This is a genomic window from Bacillus sp. DJP31, from assembly GCF_049310945.1.
Classification (GTDB): domain Bacteria; phylum Bacillota; class Bacilli; order Bacillales; family SA4; genus Bacillus_BS.
The window spans coordinates 1-16,090 of sequence record NZ_JBMERO010000044.1 but is presented as its reverse complement, the minus strand read 5'-3'; the positions used below and the strand labels follow the sequence as shown (position 1 = coordinate 16,090).

General features: G+C 38.0%; 16 protein-coding genes, 1 tRNA gene, 1 other RNA gene and 1 other annotated feature. Of the genes, 5 read left to right on the top strand and 13 right to left on the bottom strand.

The window, feature by feature from the left end; all coding sequences use genetic code 11:
• Positions 1-331: 331 nt before the first annotated feature.
• From ACOI1C_RS21335 to tadA, 7 genes are all read right to left on the bottom strand, one after another.
• A complete protein-coding gene (locus ACOI1C_RS21335) occupies positions 332-595 on the bottom strand; it encodes a pro-sigmaK processing inhibitor BofA family protein (protein WP_422512586.1) in 264 nt (87 codons plus the stop codon).
• A gap of 94 nt (positions 596-689) precedes the next feature.
• Positions 690-908, bottom strand: a complete 219-nt coding sequence (locus tag ACOI1C_RS21330; RefSeq protein WP_422512584.1) for a YaaL family protein — start codon at positions 906-908, stop codon at positions 690-692.
• Between the two features lie 19 nt (positions 909-927).
• The gene (recR, locus tag ACOI1C_RS21325; protein ID WP_422512583.1) at positions 928-1,524 is read right to left on the bottom strand and encodes a recombination mediator RecR; all 597 of its coding nucleotides are present in this window, start codon (positions 1,522-1,524) and stop codon (positions 928-930) included.
• Between the two features lie 36 nt (positions 1,525-1,560).
• Positions 1,561-1,884, bottom strand: coding sequence for a YbaB/EbfC family nucleoid-associated protein (locus ACOI1C_RS21320; protein WP_422512581.1), 324 nt, complete (start codon positions 1,882-1,884; stop codon positions 1,561-1,563).
• 25 nt (positions 1,885-1,909) lie between these two features.
• Positions 1,910-3,598: a DNA polymerase III subunit gamma/tau gene (dnaX, locus tag ACOI1C_RS21315; RefSeq protein ID WP_422512579.1), complete on the bottom strand. Its 1,689-nt coding sequence runs from the start codon at positions 3,596-3,598 to the stop codon at positions 1,910-1,912.
• Positions 3,599-3,773: 175 nt separating this feature from the next.
• An RNA gene (ffs, locus tag ACOI1C_RS21310) (signal recognition particle sRNA large type) lies at positions 3,774-4,037 on the bottom strand.
• A gap of 98 nt (positions 4,038-4,135) precedes the next feature.
• Positions 4,136-4,612: a tRNA adenosine(34) deaminase TadA gene (tadA, locus tag ACOI1C_RS21305; protein WP_422512578.1), complete on the bottom strand. Its 477-nt coding sequence runs from the start codon at positions 4,610-4,612 to the stop codon at positions 4,136-4,138.
• A 129-nt stretch (positions 4,613-4,741) separates the two neighbouring features.
• On the opposite strand from tadA, the gene ACOI1C_RS21300 reads away from it, so the two are divergent.
• From ACOI1C_RS21300 to ACOI1C_RS21290, 3 genes are all read left to right on the top strand, one after another.
• Entirely contained in the window at positions 4,742-6,028 is a 1,287-nt protein-coding gene (locus ACOI1C_RS21300; protein ID WP_422512576.1) for a LysM peptidoglycan-binding domain-containing protein, read from the top strand.
• 159 nt (positions 6,029-6,187) lie between these two features.
• The gene (locus ACOI1C_RS21295; protein ID WP_422512575.1) at positions 6,188-6,826 is read left to right on the top strand and encodes a deoxynucleoside kinase; all 639 of its coding nucleotides are present in this window, start codon (positions 6,188-6,190) and stop codon (positions 6,824-6,826) included.
• A complete protein-coding gene (locus ACOI1C_RS21290) occupies positions 6,823-7,506 on the top strand; it encodes a deoxynucleoside kinase (RefSeq protein WP_422512574.1) in 684 nt (227 codons plus the stop codon). The genes ACOI1C_RS21295 and ACOI1C_RS21290 overlap by 4 nt, the downstream gene beginning before the upstream one ends.
• Before the next feature lie 129 nt (positions 7,507-7,635).
• Here ACOI1C_RS21290 and ACOI1C_RS21285 read toward each other — a convergent pair.
• From ACOI1C_RS21285 to guaB, 6 genes are all read right to left on the bottom strand, one after another.
• Positions 7,636-7,728 (bottom strand) — tRNA-Ser (locus ACOI1C_RS21285).
• Positions 7,729-7,811: 83 nt separating this feature from the next.
• On the bottom strand, positions 7,812-9,086 hold the full coding sequence (gene serS / locus ACOI1C_RS21280; RefSeq protein ID WP_422512573.1) for a serine--tRNA ligase: 1,275 nt from the start codon (positions 9,084-9,086) through the stop codon (positions 7,812-7,814).
• A gap of 124 nt (positions 9,087-9,210) precedes the next feature.
• Positions 9,211-9,437, bottom strand: a binding site (T-box leader).
• Positions 9,438-9,497: 60 nt separating this feature from the next.
• Entirely contained in the window at positions 9,498-10,079 is a 582-nt protein-coding gene (gene pdxT, locus ACOI1C_RS21275; RefSeq protein ID WP_422512571.1) for a pyridoxal 5'-phosphate synthase glutaminase subunit PdxT, read from the bottom strand.
• A 17-nt stretch (positions 10,080-10,096) separates the two neighbouring features.
• Entirely contained in the window at positions 10,097-10,981 is an 885-nt protein-coding gene (pdxS, locus tag ACOI1C_RS21270; protein WP_422512569.1) for a pyridoxal 5'-phosphate synthase lyase subunit PdxS, read from the bottom strand.
• A 236-nt stretch (positions 10,982-11,217) separates the two neighbouring features.
• Complete coding sequence (locus ACOI1C_RS21265) at positions 11,218-12,540, bottom strand: serine hydrolase (protein WP_422512568.1); 1,323 nt, start codon at positions 12,538-12,540, stop codon at positions 11,218-11,220.
• A 106-nt stretch (positions 12,541-12,646) separates the two neighbouring features.
• Complete coding sequence (gene guaB, locus ACOI1C_RS21260; protein ID WP_422512567.1) at positions 12,647-14,110, bottom strand: IMP dehydrogenase; 1,464 nt, start codon at positions 14,108-14,110, stop codon at positions 12,647-12,649.
• Positions 14,111-14,232: 122 nt separating this feature from the next.
• Here guaB and ACOI1C_RS21255 point away from each other — a divergent pair, with 122 nt between their 5' ends.
• Positions 14,233-15,216: a YaaC family protein gene (locus ACOI1C_RS21255; protein ID WP_422512565.1), complete on the top strand. Its 984-nt coding sequence runs from the start codon at positions 14,233-14,235 to the stop codon at positions 15,214-15,216.
• Positions 15,217-15,270: 54 nt separating this feature from the next.
• Positions 15,271-15,510 (top strand): hypothetical protein, encoded by a 240-nt coding sequence (locus ACOI1C_RS21250; protein ID WP_422512564.1) that lies wholly within the window; start codon positions 15,271-15,273, stop codon positions 15,508-15,510.
• Positions 15,511-16,090 lie beyond the last annotated feature (580 nt).

Genomic DNA, 16,090 nt, shown 5'->3' with positions numbered 1-16,090 from the left:
TCGCGATAGCGAAAATAGCTTTCAATAGTTCCCTCACAAAAGTGAAAAGAACCTTCATCTGTATGAATACAGATGTTTTGTTACATTTTGACAAGGACTAGAAAGTCCAAGTCACGCTTGAAGTTCTGTTTAGTTTTCAAAGAACTGGTACTGAGAATTTCATTGCCGCTCACAAGCGACTTAATTAATATATCATAACCATTCGTCTAAAGTCAATAATTTTTTTCAATAAAATGTTTCGTTCCTCTGAGACGACGCTTATTAATTTAACATGAAAATAGTCCTCTGTCAATTAAAAAAGAAACAAATGGTTCAACCATCTGTTTCCTTCTTAAAGTATATACTTTTGAATAACAACAAGGGCGAGTAATCCTGGTATCCCTAAAAAACCCGATACTGTTGAGGTTACTAAATTAATCGGTACATGTAGGTTGAATGTAGTGCCTAATGCATTAAGAAAAAAGAGTAGCAGTGCTCCTATTATTATTTTAATTAATCCCTGACCAATCCATCTCATAGGTCTAATGGGAGCACCTACTAACAATAACAAAATAATGATACCACCTAAAATTGAAAGAACGATCGTTGGTTCCATAAAAACATTAATTCCTCCTCATGTGTACATGTCTACTTTATTACATGATTATGAGAAGAAATTAAAAAAAGAACTGAAGTTTGTTTCCGTATATTTATCCCATCAAAGAAACTTTTCTAGATTTCGCTTCTCTTATTAAATAGAAATACTTTGCTTCTGAGACTTTTAAATGAAATAAAAGTTCATTAGAAGGCTCCACACATCTATTTACTAAGTCCTTTTGTTTTTTCCATTCGTTTTTGGTTCTTTCTAGACCTTCTAATAGTTGGTCATTGAACTCTTTTCTAAGCTTTCCTTTGCGTTGAAAAAACATGTTGGTCCCCCTTTTATCTCTATATTTCTCTACGGCCCTCTATTGCCTTTGAGAGGGTTACCTCATCGGCATATTCTAGATCTCCACCTACTGGTAATCCGTGTGCAATCCTAGTCATTCGAATACCCGTTGGTTTCAGAAGCCTGGAAATATACATGGCTGTTGCTTCACCTTCTATATTCGGATTTGTTGCCAAGATAATTTCTTGGACTGTTTCACCCTGAAGGCGTTTTAATAAATCTGGTATATTGATATCTTCTGGGCCTATTCCATCCATCGGTGAAATAGCTCCATGCAATACATGATAATAACCGTGATACTCTCTCATTCTTTCCATAGCAATTACATCTTTAGGATCTTGGACCACACAAATAACGGACTTGTCTCTTGACTGGTCCTCACAAATCCGGCACGGATCCTTGTCAGTAATATGCCCACATATTGAACAATGGGTTAGATTTCTTTTTGCATTGACTAAATTCTTTGCAAACTCAAGTACATCTTCTTCTTTCATATTTAAAACGAAAAAAGCCAGTCGAACCGCTGTTTTCGGTCCGATACCTGGCAACTTCATAAAGCTCTCAATTAATTTAGATATGGGCTCTGGATAATGCAATACGTTTTCCTCCTGTAATGTAGACAGACTAACTTATTAAAACAATCCAGGCATATTCATTCCCTTTGTAAATTGCCCCATTGTATTATTGGTCAGTTCTTCTACTTTCTTTAGTGCATCATTTGTAGCTGCTACTATTAAATCTTGTAGCATTTCAATGTCTTCAGGGTCAACGACTTCTTCCTTTATAATTACATCCAGAATTTCTTTATTTCCACTAGCAATAACAGTTACCATACCGCCACCAGCTGATCCTTCAATTCGCTTTTCACCTAATTCTTCTTGTGCTTTTGCCATTTGTTTTTGCATTTTTTGCATTTGCTTCATCATATTTCCCATATTTCCCATTCCACCACGCATCAATGTTTCCTCCTTAAAAATATCTTTATTCTTCTATTATTTCAATGAGCTCTGCGCCAACTAACTTTCTGGCTTCTGAAATAAGGAGATCTTCTTCTTTTGCTTCAGTCTCCTCTGTTTCATTGCGTTGCTCACGAATATACTCTTCTCTTAGTTTACCCCATTCCGATTCAGGGATGGCAACCATTTCGTATTTCTTTCCAAGAATATCATTTAAAATGCCTTCTAGATTATCTCTGACGTTATTTGTGTTCTCCGCAGCCATCTTACAGTGAATTTCGAATTTAAACGCTAAAATAAAAGCCTTCTCTGATGCTGCAACAGGCTCACTCTCACTTAACAACGCTGCATGCGAAACCTTATTTTGCTTTCTGAGTTGTTCGAGCATACTCCCCCAAGCACTCTTTACCGTGCTGAGGTTCTGTTTGGTTGCTTGTTTTAACACCTCAGTAACCCTTCCACTCGGAATACGGTAATTACCCTTATTCGACTTTTGTACTCTCGAATCCTTTGTTTCTGAGGTTTCTGATTTTGAATTAATCTGTATTCCCTTTGTTTTGAGATCTGTTACTTCTCTTTCTAGATCCTTAATTCTCTGAACAAGTGAATCCAATTCTGGTAATGCGCTTGACTCTTGCTGACATAGCTTGACAATTGAGATTTCAACGAGAATTTTCGGTTGATTGGTCCATTTCATTTCTTGTTGGCATTTACTTAATACATCTATAATCTCATATATTCTCTCAGTTGGGATTATTCGTGCTAGCTCTTGAAAAGATGATTCCACCGTCACTATTACTAATAGATCTTCTAGTTTTGGTGATGATTTATACAATAACATATCTCGGTAAAAGTAAATTAAGTCCTCGATAAAGCGTTTTGGATCCTTCCCTTGATTCATAAGTTCATCTAGGGCTTGTAAGGCAGAGGGCACTTGTGAATTTTGCATGGATTGTACTATTGTCATTAAGAACTGTTGTGAAACCGCTCCTGTAATCAGTAGTACATTATCTATCGTGACCAATTCATCACTTAAAGCAATTGCCTGATCTAGTATACTTAACGCATCTCTCATTCCGCCATCAGCAGCTCTTGCAATGGCAAACATTGCATCTTCTTCTATAAATACCTTTTGTTCTTGCACGATTGTTTTCATACGCCCAACAATAGAAACTGCCGATATTCGCTTAAAATCAAAACGTTGACATCTTGAGATAATCGTTAATGGAATTTTATGCGGTTCAGTTGTCGCTAGAATAAATATCACGTGCTTTGGTGGTTCCTCAAGCGTTTTTAATAGAGCATTAAAAGCACCAATAGATAGCATATGTACTTCATCAATTATATAGACTTTATAGCGAGATGAACTAGGAGCAAACTTTACTTTATCACGGATGTCTCTAATTTCATCTACACCGTTGTTAGACGCAGCATCAATCTCAAATACGTCAGGATTGGATCCTTTTGTAATGGACTTACATGTTTCGCATTCATTACAAGGCTCACTAACAGGGGATTTTTCGCAGTTGATTGCCTTAGCAATAATCTTAGCAGCACTCGTCTTACCTGTTCCTCTGGGACCTGAAAATAAGTAAGCATGAGATATCTTTTCTTGAAGAAGGGCATTTTGTAGCGTCTTTGTAATATGTTCTTGTCCGACTACATCTTGAAAACTTTGTGGCCTCCATACTCGGTATAACGCTTGATATGCCATATCAAACCCCCTTCTTCCGTATTCTTTATCTATCTATTATACCGTATCTTTCTTTTTAATTTCAAAGATAAAGAGAAATGAAAGAAAGTTTACTACATTAAGTGAAAGTAATGAGAAAACAAACAAAAAACTCACTCCGTTAAGAAGTGAGTTTTGTATATTATTTTATAAAATACCGTGCACCTTCCGTCGATTTACCATCATAGGCGTTACCTTAGCAGTTAGCTCGGTCCAGGTAGCCCTGCGGCACACGAGATGGTCCACTTACTGCTGCTTCCTTCCGGATCTGACAGGGTTCATGGATTCTCGTTGCGCAGGACCCAGACGTCAACACCACTTACTAAGGGCAGCCCTACAATGAATAAACCTCAAGAAGGAATTCAGCCTCGCTAGAGCGGATTGCGAGTACAGGGCACCGCTACCTCCCCGCTTAGCACGGTAAAATTGATACCAAAGTTAGGCGTCTTAATAGGCGCATAAACAAGTATATAACGGGAGTGTGAAAAAAGCAACGAGATTGATTTGTTAATAATTCAATCATTTGGTACTCTTTCTCTGATTGCGCAAGTTCTGGAAAAAATTTGTGAGTAATGCCCCACATTCTTCTTCTAAGATACCTCGAACAACCGTTGATTGATGGTTAAATCGCGGCTCATCTAGGAGATTCATAAGTGTCCCGGCACAACCGCCTTTTGGGTCACTCGCACCATAGACCACTCTTGGAATTCTTGAAAGAACAATTCCGCCAGCACACATTGGGCATGGCTCAAGTGTCACATATAATGTAGTATCCTCTAGTCTCCATGAACCTAACTTCTTGCAAGCTTTATCAATAACAAGCATTTCGGCATGCGCCATCGACCTTTGCTCTGTCTCCCTTAGATTGTACCCAGTTGCAATAACCTCTCCATCCATAACCAAAACTGCACCTATTGGAACTTCACCAATGGCCTCCGCCTTTTTCGCTTCTTCAATCGCAAGCTTCATAAAATAATGATGTAATTCATCCGTCAAGGTCATAACTCCTTCAAAATAATAATCTCATTATAGCAAATTACATGTAAAAAACACAAAAGTAGCATTTCTACCCATTATTTAAAATAAACATGATACTGGTGATTCTTTAAAAAAGGGGGTATAAATATGCAAATCCATGTTGTTCAACGTGGACAAACACTATATGGTATCTCTCAGGCCTATGGAACAACTGTGAGTGACATTGTGGAAGCAAACGATATTAGACAACCAAATCGCCTGGTCGCAGGGCAAACATTAGTGATACCGATCATCGGCCAATTTTATTGGGTCAAGTCAGGTGACAGTCTCTGGTCAATTGCTAACGGGTATGGGATTTCCTTTCAAAGGCTTGCACAAATTAATCGTATTTCACCTACGCAACCACTTACCTTTGGGACACGGTTATATATCCCGCAATTACCGAAGCGCAATGCTGAGATTAATGCATATGTAGAACCATTGGGTGCAAGTGTAAGTCCACAAGTAGAATCAGCAGCAAGAGATGCTGCTCCTTACTTAACCTATTTAGCACCCTTTAGTTTCCAAATTAAACGTGATGGCACACTAAAAGAACCTTTGTTGAATAACTTTCCTACCATAGCAAGCCAGAACAAAGTAACACTAATGATGGTTGTAACTAACTTAGAGGAAGGTCAATTTAGTGATGAACTAGGTCGAATTATCTTAACAAGTGATACTCTCCAGACGACATTGCTAAACTCCATTATCAGCACTGCAAAAAAATACAATTTCCGTGATATCCATTTTGACATGGAGTATTTGCGTCCTGAGGACCGTGAACGCTATAATGCATTCTTACGAAAAGCAAAAGCTCGCCTCTCTGCTGAAGGTTATTTAATGTCGACCGCTCTCGCACCTAAGACTAGTGCTGATCAAAAGGGAAAATGGTATGAAGCGCATGACTATAAAGCGCATGGACAGATTGCTGATTTTGTCGTGATTATGACATATGAGTGGGGATATAGTGGTGGTCCCGCTATGCCTGTCTCGCCAATAGGTCCTGTCCGTGAAGTACTAGAATATGCGTTAACTGAGATGCCAGGATCAAAGATTATGATGGGGCAAAATTTATACGGGTATGATTGGACCCTCCCTTTTGTAGCTGGTGGTGATTATGCAAAAGCAGTGAGTCCACAACAAGCAATCGAGCTAGCCGGTCAGCAAAACGTATCCATTCAATATGATTATAAAGCTCAAGCCCCACATTTTGAGTACACGGATAATGCGGGTAAACAGCATAAGGTTTGGTTTGAAGATGCTAGGTCCATACAGGCAAAGTTTGATCTGATCAAAGAGTTAGGACTTCGAGGAATTAGTTATTGGAAGCTTGGACTTCCTTTTCCTCAAAATTGGCTGCTTATTAATGAGAATTTTAATGTCACAAAAAGATAGTTTATGGGATCCTACTTCTGGAAAAGTAGGATTTTTTATTTTTCCCCCCTCTCGTCTTTCACTCTGTGATAAAATAAAGCTTGTCACTCAAAAAATATGTAGTTTTTTGACAGTAATTGTTTTTTTTTAGAGTTTTGTGGAGTTAAGGGGGAGCAACAAATGAATCAAACACCTTTCATTACAGTAGAGGGTCCTATTGGTGTTGGAAAAACCTCACTAGCGAAATATATTGCTGAACGTTTTCAATACCAATTATTAAAAGAGATCGTAGATGAGAACCCGTTTTTAGGAAAGTTTTATTCCGACATTAAAGGGTGGAGCTTTCAGACAGAAATGTTTTTCCTTTGCAACCGCTATAAACAGTTAGAGGACATTCATCAAGACTATTTAAAGAAAGAACAGCCAGTAGTTGCTGATTATCATAGTATGAAGAATATTATATTTGCAGAAAGAACATTAAGTCCCTATCAATTTAAAAAATATAGACAGGTTTACGATATTTTAACTGAGGATATGCCAACACCGAATGTCATTATTTACCTTCACGCTAGCCTTGATACTTTATTGTACCGAGTGGCAAAGCGTGGTCGGGAAATAGAAAGAAAGATGAGTGCTTCCTATTTACAGCAGCTTATCATTGATTATGACAAAGCAATGGATGCTTTCCAGCAGAACAATCCACACATACCGATCTTAAAATTTAGTGGGGACGAGCTTGATTTTGTCATGAACGAGAAGGATTTAGAGAAGATACTTTCAGCAGTTGAATTAACAGTAAAAGGGAGAGCAGTTTTATGAAGTTACTAGAAAAATATGAAATACCTAGTGATGCTGTCATCACTATTGCAGGTACAGTTGGTGTTGGAAAATCAACCATGACAAAAGCTTTAGCGGATGCACTAGGATTTAGAACCTCCTTTGAAAAAGTAGATTCCAATCCTTACCTCGATAAATTTTACCAAGACTTTGAGAGATGGAGCTTTCATTTACAAATCTATTTTCTGGCTGAGCGTTTTAAAGAGCAAAAGAAGATTTTTGAGTATGGAGGCGGATTTATTCAAGACCGCTCCATCTACGAGGACACTGGGATCTTCGCAAAAATGCATTTTGATAAAGGAACTATGACAAAGGTTGACTATGAGACATACACGAGCCTTTTTGAAGCAATGGTCATGACTCCATACTTCCCTCACCCAGATTTGCTTATTTATTTAGAAGGAAGCATTGAAGATATATTAGATCGTATAAAAGAACGTGGTAGACCTATGGAACAGCAGACACCTATTGAATACTGGAAAGAGATGCATGCTCGATATGAGTATTGGATAAACAATTTTAATGGTTGTCCTGTATTGCGGTTAAATATCAAGGAGTATGATGTGATCGCTAATAACGGATCCGTTGAAGAACCAATCATTCAAAAGGTTGCTCACTTTATGCAACAAACAAAAAGACTTCAAAGTCCTATCAAAATTTGAGTTGTGATGTGCACTAAAACGTGCACATCTTTTTTTTTATGAAAAAAAAAGCCCATTACAGTTGTAATGAACTTCCCGACAATCTCCAATTAATTATGCGCTTAATTGTTGATCACTATTAAATAATAATGGAGGAGGAAGAGGGATTCGAACCCCCGCGGGTTTTGACACCCCTGTCGGTTTTCAAGACCGATCCCTTCAGCCGAACTTGGGTATTCCTCCGTATGACATGTATTACTATATCAAATTTAGGTGAAGCTTGTCAACCTATTTCCTTAAAAAAGGAGGGGATCATTTCCCCGCCTTTATTGAATCACTTCTTTATTACCCATATATGGTCTTAATACTTCAGGAATGATGATTGATCCATCATCTTGTTGATAATTCTCTAATATAGCAGCAACTGTTCTGCCTAGAGCTAATCCAGAACCATTTAACGTATGAACATGCTCAGGCTTTGCATTCGGTTCACGGCGGAAACGAATATTAGCACGACGGGCTTGGAAAGCCTCAAAATTGCTACAAGAAGATATTTCTCGGTAGGTATTACCACTTGGTATCCACACTTCAATATCATACTTCTTGGCTGCAGTGAATCCAAGATCAGCTGTACACATACTTAACACTTGATACGGTAAATTTAATAGTTGTAAAACCTTTTCAGCATGAGATGTTAATTTTTCCAATTCATCATATGATTCCTCAGGTTTCACAAACTTAACTAGCTCTACTTTATTAAACTGATGCTGGCGAATAAGACCTCTCGTGTCACGACCTGCTGAACCCGCTTCAGAGCGGAAGCATGCACTAAATGCTGCGTAATTAATGGGTAGCTGTTCTGCACTAAGTATTTCATCACGATGCATATTTGTTACGGGCACCTCTGCCGTCGGAACGAGGAAGTACTCCTCTCCAACTATTTTAAATGCATCATCTTCAAATTTAGGTAATTGACCTGTTCCGGTCATGCTATCACGATTGACGATATAGGGAGGAATCACTTCTTCATACCCATGCTCTTCAATGTGCAGATCTAACATAAAATTCATCAATGCCCGCTCCAGCCTAGCTCCAAGTCCTTTGTAGAACACAAATCGACTTCCTGTTACCTTTCCCGCACGTTCAAAATCTAAAATGCCTAACTCAGTTGCTAGATCCCAGTGTGGCTTTGGTTCGTAGGAGAATTGAGGAATATCCCCCCATGTACGAATTGTTACGTTATCATCCTCTGTATTTCCAACAGGAACACTTTCATGTGGAATATTTGGGATGGATAGGAGAAGAAATTCAAGCTCTTGCTCCACTTCACGGAGCTCATCATCCAGAACTTTAATGCGGTCACCCACTTCTCTCATTTCAACTATTAGATCCTCTGCATCTTTTTTCTCCCTTTTCAAAACAGAAATTTGCCCAGAAACTTCATTGCGCTTACTTTTTAATACTTCTGTCTCTGATAGAAGTATTCTGCGTCTTTGGTCTAACTCTTCAAAGCTTCCTAGAACAGATAAATCCTCACCACGAAACTTAAGCTTTTCCTTTACTTCTTCAAAATTAGTACGAATGTGCTTTAAATCCAGCATGATATACCTCCTACTTATTTATAGTTTTAAAATATACGAGTGCCTTTGAATCTAGCTCCAGCTTCCAGCTAAACAGGGTTCTTGCGCTTTTTGTTCAAAAAATACAAAAAACTCCCGTCCCTGTAAAAGGGACGAGAGTTAACCCGCGTTGCCACCCTAATTGAAAATAGAATAGATCTACCTTCCTCTTGGGTCTAAGTAACGGCAGAAAGCCGAAAATATCTACTAGGAAAAACAACCTTTCGATATTTCACTCTAGGATGGATTCACAAGACCCTAACATCGGTTCACACCAGCCACCGACTCTCTATAGAAAGGATACAAGCTACTAATTCCTATCATCGATTTAACATAACAATTTTTAATAATTTTTAATTTACTACAAGTTTGTTCAAGTTTCAATAGTTTATACTACATTTTATTAGATTCTTTCACCATATTTACAAAATAGTGTGCAAAACGATAGTCATCAGTTAGCTCTGGGTGAAAGGCACATCCTAAAAATTGTCCCTGTCTAGCTGCAACAATTCGACCATTATGCTTAGATAGTACTTCTACGTCTTCTCCTACTTCAACCACATAAGGCGCACGGATGAAAACTCCGATAAAATCTTCAGCAACACCAGTAATCATCAATTCAGCCTCGAAGCTTTCTTTTTGACGACCAAATGCATTCCGTTCAACCGTAATATCCATAACCCCTATATGCGGTTCATCATAGCCAACGATATTTTTGGAAAGAAGGATTAAGCCTGCACACGTTCCAAACATAGGCTTGCCAACAGAAGCAAAATCCTTTAAAGGCTGCATAAAACCATATTTATCAATAAGGCGGCGCATAGTCGTACTTTCCCCACCTGGAATGACTAAACCATCCAAGTCTTCAAGCTGTTCAGGTCTTTTAACGATAATTGCCTCTGCACCTGACTGTTCTAACGAGATAACATGTTCCCTGACAGCACCTTGAAGGCCTAAAACTCCGATCTTAACCATTTAACATACTCCTCTTATTACCATCCACGCTCTTGCATGCGTTGTTCTGGTAGTAATGATGCGATGTCCACACCCTTCATTGCACTTCCTAAGTTCTTTGAAAGAGATGCGATTAATTCATAGTCCTGATAATGTGTTGTTGCTTCAACAATTGCACGCGCAAACTTAGCAGGATTCTCTGATTTAAAGATGCCGGATCCAACAAAAACGCCATCTGCCCCTAATTGCATCATGAGCGCTGCATCTGCTGGAGTAGCTACTCCACCTGCAGCAAAGTTAACAACTGGTAAACGACCTAAGCGTTTGATTTCTAATAAAAGTTCGAATGGAGCACCTAATAGCTTTGCTTCCATCATAACTTCATCTTCGCTCATTGCTACTAGTCTGCGAACTTGACCATTAACTTTTCTCATGTGACGAACAGCTTCTACGATATTTCCAGTTCCCGGTTCACCCTTTGTACGTAGCATAGATGCCCCTTCACCAATACGTCTTGCTGCTTCACCTAGATCACGGCATCCACAAACAAAAGGAACAGTGAATTGTCTTTTATCAATATGATATTCCTCATCAGCAGGAGTTAATACTTCGCTCTCATCAATGTAATCCACACCTAAAGCTTCAAGTACACGAGCCTCAACGATATGACCTATACGAGCCTTTGCCATAACTGGAATGGATACAGCCTTAACAACTTGTTCGGTAATTGTTGGATCTGCCATTCGTGCTACTCCGCCGGCTGCACGAATATCAGCTGGAACACGCTCTAACGCCATAACCGCTACAGCACCTGCCTCTTCAGCAATTCTTGCTTGCTCTGCGTTAACAACGTCCATGATAACGCCACCCTTTTGCATTTCAGCCATTCCTCTTTTTACACGTTCAGTACCTAATTGAGTCAATATTATTACCCCCTGTATGTAAGACTATCTTCTTTTGTTCGATTAGAAAAACTAGGTGATTTTCATAGTTTTTCTTATGCCCTATGAAAGTATGAGTACTTTCTTTTTGGAAAAAATGAAACAAGATCATAATCTGCTTGTTATTGTCTTATTTTACCGTAAAAATGCAAAAAAACCTACTATAAAGATAAGAAAAGCGGAAATGCAAAAAACTCCCTGAATTAGGGAGTTTTCTTTTAAAATAAAGCTTTTATACCATCAGCAGCACTTGTCCAAATATCAGCAAAGAATCCTCCAATAGCTTGCATCATAAGAACGAACCAGTTTGATTTTTCAACATTAGTTGTCGTAATCAAATCTGTGCTAGTTCCTCCATTACCTTCTGATGGAAGAAAGTTCAATTCTTCGCCTTTATAACTAACTGACAATGTACCAACCTTTTGACCTTTTTCGACTGGAGCTGTTAGAGTCTCTTTATCAAACTTAAATTTTGGCAAATATTCTTCTTTTTCGCCTCGTTTAATAAACAAAGATAGGGCTTCCTTTGATTCTATTTCAACAGTCTTTTCTTTTCCTTTACTTACAGGCAAGGATGGCTGATTTTCTATCTGATACCCCGATGGGAAGAGCTCTTGTGTTTCATAATTACTAAATCCATAATTAAATAACTTAGCTGTATCATCAAATCTTTCTTCATACCCAATGGATTTCATCACAACTGCTATGAGACGATTTCCATCTCTTTGCGCTGTACCCGTGAAACAGAAACCGGCTAAATCAGTCGTACCAGTTTTTAGCCCGTCTACACCTTCGTATCCATACACTAAGCTAGGTAGCATCCAGTTCCAATTACTCATCTCAATTCTATCGTCAGTACCTTCTCTGAATACCTTTTTTGGAATACTTGCCGTTTCTAGTACTTCTGGATAATCATTGATCAAGTGAAACGCTAATTGTGCCGTTGATTTAGCTGACATTAGGTTTTCATCATCCGGCTTTGTCCCTTGTGGGTGCTGACCGAGCAGATCCCCATTGTTTAACCCCGTTGAGTTCACAAACTTATATGTCTCTAATCCTAGCTCTTCTGCTTTTTCATTCATCATTTTAACAAAATTTGTTTCTGATCCTGCCACTAATTCCGCTAGGGCAATGGTAGCACCGTTTGCTGAATAGATCGCCATCGCTTCATAAAGCTCTTTTACCGTATACTTTCCATCCGCTCTTAATGGAACATTTGATAAATTTCTATTATGTGAAATTTGATAAACAAAATCACTAATTCCTGTTTCTTGCTCTTGAGTAATTTTCCCCTCAGCAAGGGCCTCTAAGACCAGGTATTCCGTCATCATCTTTGTCATACTCGCAGTTGGTAAGGAAATTTCAGAATTCTTTTCGTAGAGAATCATCCCTGATTTTGCATCTACTAATATAGCAGCTTCAGCCTCAACACCTAATATATCTGATTCAGCAGCTACTCTGCTGTTCGTAAACGTAGTTGAAATTACTAATGAAAATACTAAGCAAAAATAAAAAAGGAAAGATATCTTTCTCTCTTTCACCACATTCCCCTCCTCTTAAGTTGTCCCTATTATACTATCATAAAATGTCGAAAAAAAATAGACAGAGATACATGGTCTCTGTCTAAGTAGAGAAAAAATAGAATGATTATACGGAGTAATTTGGAGCTTCCTTTGTAATTTGAATGTTATGTGGATGGCTCTCTCTTAAACCAGCACCTGTCATCCTCACAAATTGAGAATACTCTCTTAAATCATATAGTGTCTTTGATCCACAGTACCCCATACCAGATCTTATCCCACCAACTAACTGATAGACTGTATCAGCGAGCGGACCTTTATAAGGAACTCTTCCTTCAATACCTTCAGGAACTGCTTTTTGATTATTTTCTTGGAAATAACGATCTTTACTTCCCTTTTCCATGGCTCCTACTGAACCCATACCACGATATACTTTAAATTGGCGTCCTTGATAGATTTCTCTGTCCCCTGGACTTTCAGTCACACCCGCTAGCATACTTCCTAGCATAACTGCATGTCCTCCAGCTGCAAGGGCTTTAACAAGATCACCAGAATATTTTATACCACCGTCAGCAATAATAGCTACACCGTGCTTCTTAGCTTCTGTTGCACAATCATAAATTGCTGTTATCTGTGGAACCCCAACTCCTGCAACAACTCTTGTCGTACAAATTGATCCTGGTCCTATTCCTACCTTAACTACATCTGCTCCTGCTTCAATTAATGCTTTAGTTGCTTCAGCTGTTGCTACATTTCCTGCAATTAGAGTCATCATTGGATAGGCGGCCTTAATTTCACGAACTTTCTCAAGAACACCTTTTGAATGTCCATGTGCTGTATCTAATACAAGGCAATCTGCACTAGCATTCACGAGCTTTTCTACTCGCAGCATTGTGTCAGCCGTTACACCAACTGCGGCACCCACTAATAGTCTACCTTGACTATCCTTTGCTGAGTTTGGAAACTCAATAACTTTCTCTATATCTTTAATGGTTATTAGACCCTTTAATATCCCAAATTCATCAACCAATGGAAGTTTTTCAATTTTATATCGTTGCAAAATCTTTTCAGCTTGATGTAAATTAGTTCCTACAGGTGCAGTAACTAAATTTTCCTTTGTCATTACATCTGCAATTTTAATTGAAAAATCTTGAATAAAACGAAGGTCACGGTTTGTAAGAATACCAACCAGTAGTTTTTCATCCATATTATTTACAATTGGTACTCCTGAGATCCGATATTTTCCCATTAAATGTTCTGCATCGTAAACTTGATGATCTGGAGTTAGAAAGAAGGGGTTAGTGATGACTCCACTCTCTGAACGCTTTACTTTGTCCACTTGTTCAAACTGTTGTTCAATTGACATATTCTTGTGAATAATACCTAATCCACCTTGTCTTGCCATCGCAATGGCCATTTCTGCCTCAGTAACCGTATCCATTCCAGCACTGATGATTGGTATGTTTAATTTAACCGTTTCAGAAAGAACAGTACGAACATCCACATCACGTGGGATAACCTCTGATTTTGCTGGAATTAATAAGACATCATCAAATGTAAATCCTTCTTTCGCAAATTTACTTCCCCACATACCCTTTTCCCCCTTGTACTCGTAAAAAATATTAGTAGTAGCGTAACAATTGGATAAAATACTGTCAAGGAGTTAGTATAAGTTTGAAATTTCTAAAAATATAAAACACGGAGGAATTTCCTTTGCTTGACCATCAGAATGTATGGCATACATACACTCCCTTTCAATCATCAGCAAATGTTCAAGAATTCTTATGCAGAATTTACCTGAAAAATAATATAGAGGATGCTGAAAAGAAAAGTTATCAAAACTGCTATCCTTTCATTTACTACTTAGAGCATGGGAAAAGTTATTATCAGCTGTCAGATCAAGCACCGCTCTCTATTAAACCAGTATTGCTCTTCTATGGAATGACACAGTTGCTAAAGGCGTGTTTATTATCTGTTGATCCTCAATATCCAGATTCTACTTCTGTCCTTGCTCACGGTGTATCAACAAGAAAAAGAAAGAAACAGTCCTATGATTTCCTTAAGGATGAAGTAAGAGTACAAAAAAACGGTCTTTTCTCTCATTTCTCTGAAGCGATGTTTCAGGTGGAACATCTAGATGGAGAGAAAATTACGATGATTTCACTTTTAAAAAGAATTCCTGAACTAAACTCATTATTTGATTTTAGTTACGGAGAGAACGTCTCTTTCCCATTAGAGAGAAGTGAATATTCCTATGGCATTAATAAAACAATTTTAGACAATTTCCATATGACTGAAGAAAGATTCAGTCATTTTATAATGAACTCTACTAAAGGTAATTTAGATATTTCAGTAAAACGCGTTTCAAATCTAATTGAAATCTCTTTTGACAATCAACATCTTCTAACACCTTTAAATTGTCATCCTTTCTATTATCACCATACCTTAAATTCTTACTTCCTAACAACGGATCGGGATCTTACAAGCTATTTCCCAGAAGTAATGGTTCACTACTTACTTTTGTATAATTTAAGCATGATATCCCGATATGAGACAGAATGGTGGAGTGAGTTACTTCAAAATGCGAGCACAAAGGATTTACCTTTTATCCAACAATTCATCCAAACGACATCCATAAAGATTCCCTTCTTACTTTCTACGTTCTTATATTCGAAGAAAAAGGAACAGAGTTATTAAGTAAGGTATCTGTGACAACGGTATTGTTTACTATATGAAATCGAGGGGCATTTCATGGAACAAGTAAGTTTAATGTATAAATATCGAGAAATTCTTAATGGGATGGATATTGTTCATTATAATGAGGCTTATAAAGTCAATGAAAATTACATAGTAGCTTTCGAAGATGAAATAGTCATTTGTATTGATACAATAACAGCTGAAACGGATAATGGAGTATATATTGACGGGGATGCTAAGAAGGAAAAGTCAATTTACATAACACTAGAAAATACTAATAGTATAATCTACTGAAGAACCTGTTGCTAACTTTATTAAATACCTTATAAAAGTACGAAATGAATCAATGTGAGCAGGTTGTCATTGTAATTTAAAGTAGCCTAACATTTTCTTATAATATCTCCAAGCTTTCAGGCTACAAAAAAAGAAGTAATTATAGATGAGACTGCTGAAAAAGTCCTCTTTTTAAAAAGTGCATGTTAAAAATACCTGTTGATTGCAGCGAGGGGATGCTCGCTCCAATCAACATATACTCCCTAAAATAGCCCTTTTTTCGGAACTATCAACTTTTTCAGTGGTCTCGCTATAAATAGCTGCTTCTTTATCTTTTTGCTTGGTACTGTTCTACTCTTAAAGGGTGAATCCCCCAACTACCATCGGCGCTCGAGCTTACCTTCCGTGTTCGGGTTCAGACTAAAATGAGCGGCGAATCTCTTAGTCAGCTTCTTACGTTCAGATCCTCACGTACAGTCGTACGCTCCGGTCTTCTCTCACTTTACATCCTCTACCTTCTTGCTCCTTTTAGCCCTCACAATTTTTTATAATATGATTGTACATATTTTATGTAATGAACTAGCCCTTCGGGCTATACACA

What these genes read in the sequence shown, in the direction of transcription:
- ACOI1C_RS21320 (WP_422512581.1), bottom strand. Translation starts at nt 1,884, where the DNA reads ATGCGTGGTGGAATGGGAAATATGGGAAATATGATGAAGCAAATGCAA.
- ACOI1C_RS21250 (WP_422512564.1), top strand. Translation starts at nt 15,271, where the DNA reads ATGGAACAAGTAAGTTTAATGTATAAATATCGAGAAATTCTTAATGGG.
- ACOI1C_RS21335 (WP_422512586.1), bottom strand. Translation starts at nt 595, where the DNA reads ATGGAACCAACGATCGTTCTTTCAATTTTAGGTGGTATCATTATTTTG.
- serS (WP_422512573.1), bottom strand. Translation starts at nt 9,086, where the DNA reads ATGCTGGATTTAAAGCACATTCGTACTAATTTTGAAGAAGTAAAGGAA.
- ACOI1C_RS21300 (WP_422512576.1), top strand. Translation starts at nt 4,742, where the DNA reads ATGCAAATCCATGTTGTTCAACGTGGACAAACACTATATGGTATCTCT.
- guaB (WP_422512567.1), bottom strand. Translation starts at nt 14,110, where the DNA reads ATGTGGGGAAGTAAATTTGCGAAAGAAGGATTTACATTTGATGATGTC.
- ACOI1C_RS21295 (WP_422512575.1), top strand. Translation starts at nt 6,188, where the DNA reads ATGAATCAAACACCTTTCATTACAGTAGAGGGTCCTATTGGTGTTGGA.
- pdxT (WP_422512571.1), bottom strand. Translation starts at nt 10,079, where the DNA reads ATGGTTAAGATCGGAGTTTTAGGCCTTCAAGGTGCTGTCAGGGAACAT.
- ACOI1C_RS21330 (WP_422512584.1), bottom strand. Translation starts at nt 908, where the DNA reads ATGTTTTTTCAACGCAAAGGAAAGCTTAGAAAAGAGTTCAATGACCAA.
- ACOI1C_RS21290 (WP_422512574.1), top strand. Translation starts at nt 6,823, where the DNA reads ATGAAGTTACTAGAAAAATATGAAATACCTAGTGATGCTGTCATCACT.
- dnaX (WP_422512579.1), bottom strand. Translation starts at nt 3,598, where the DNA reads ATGGCATATCAAGCGTTATACCGAGTATGGAGGCCACAAAGTTTTCAA.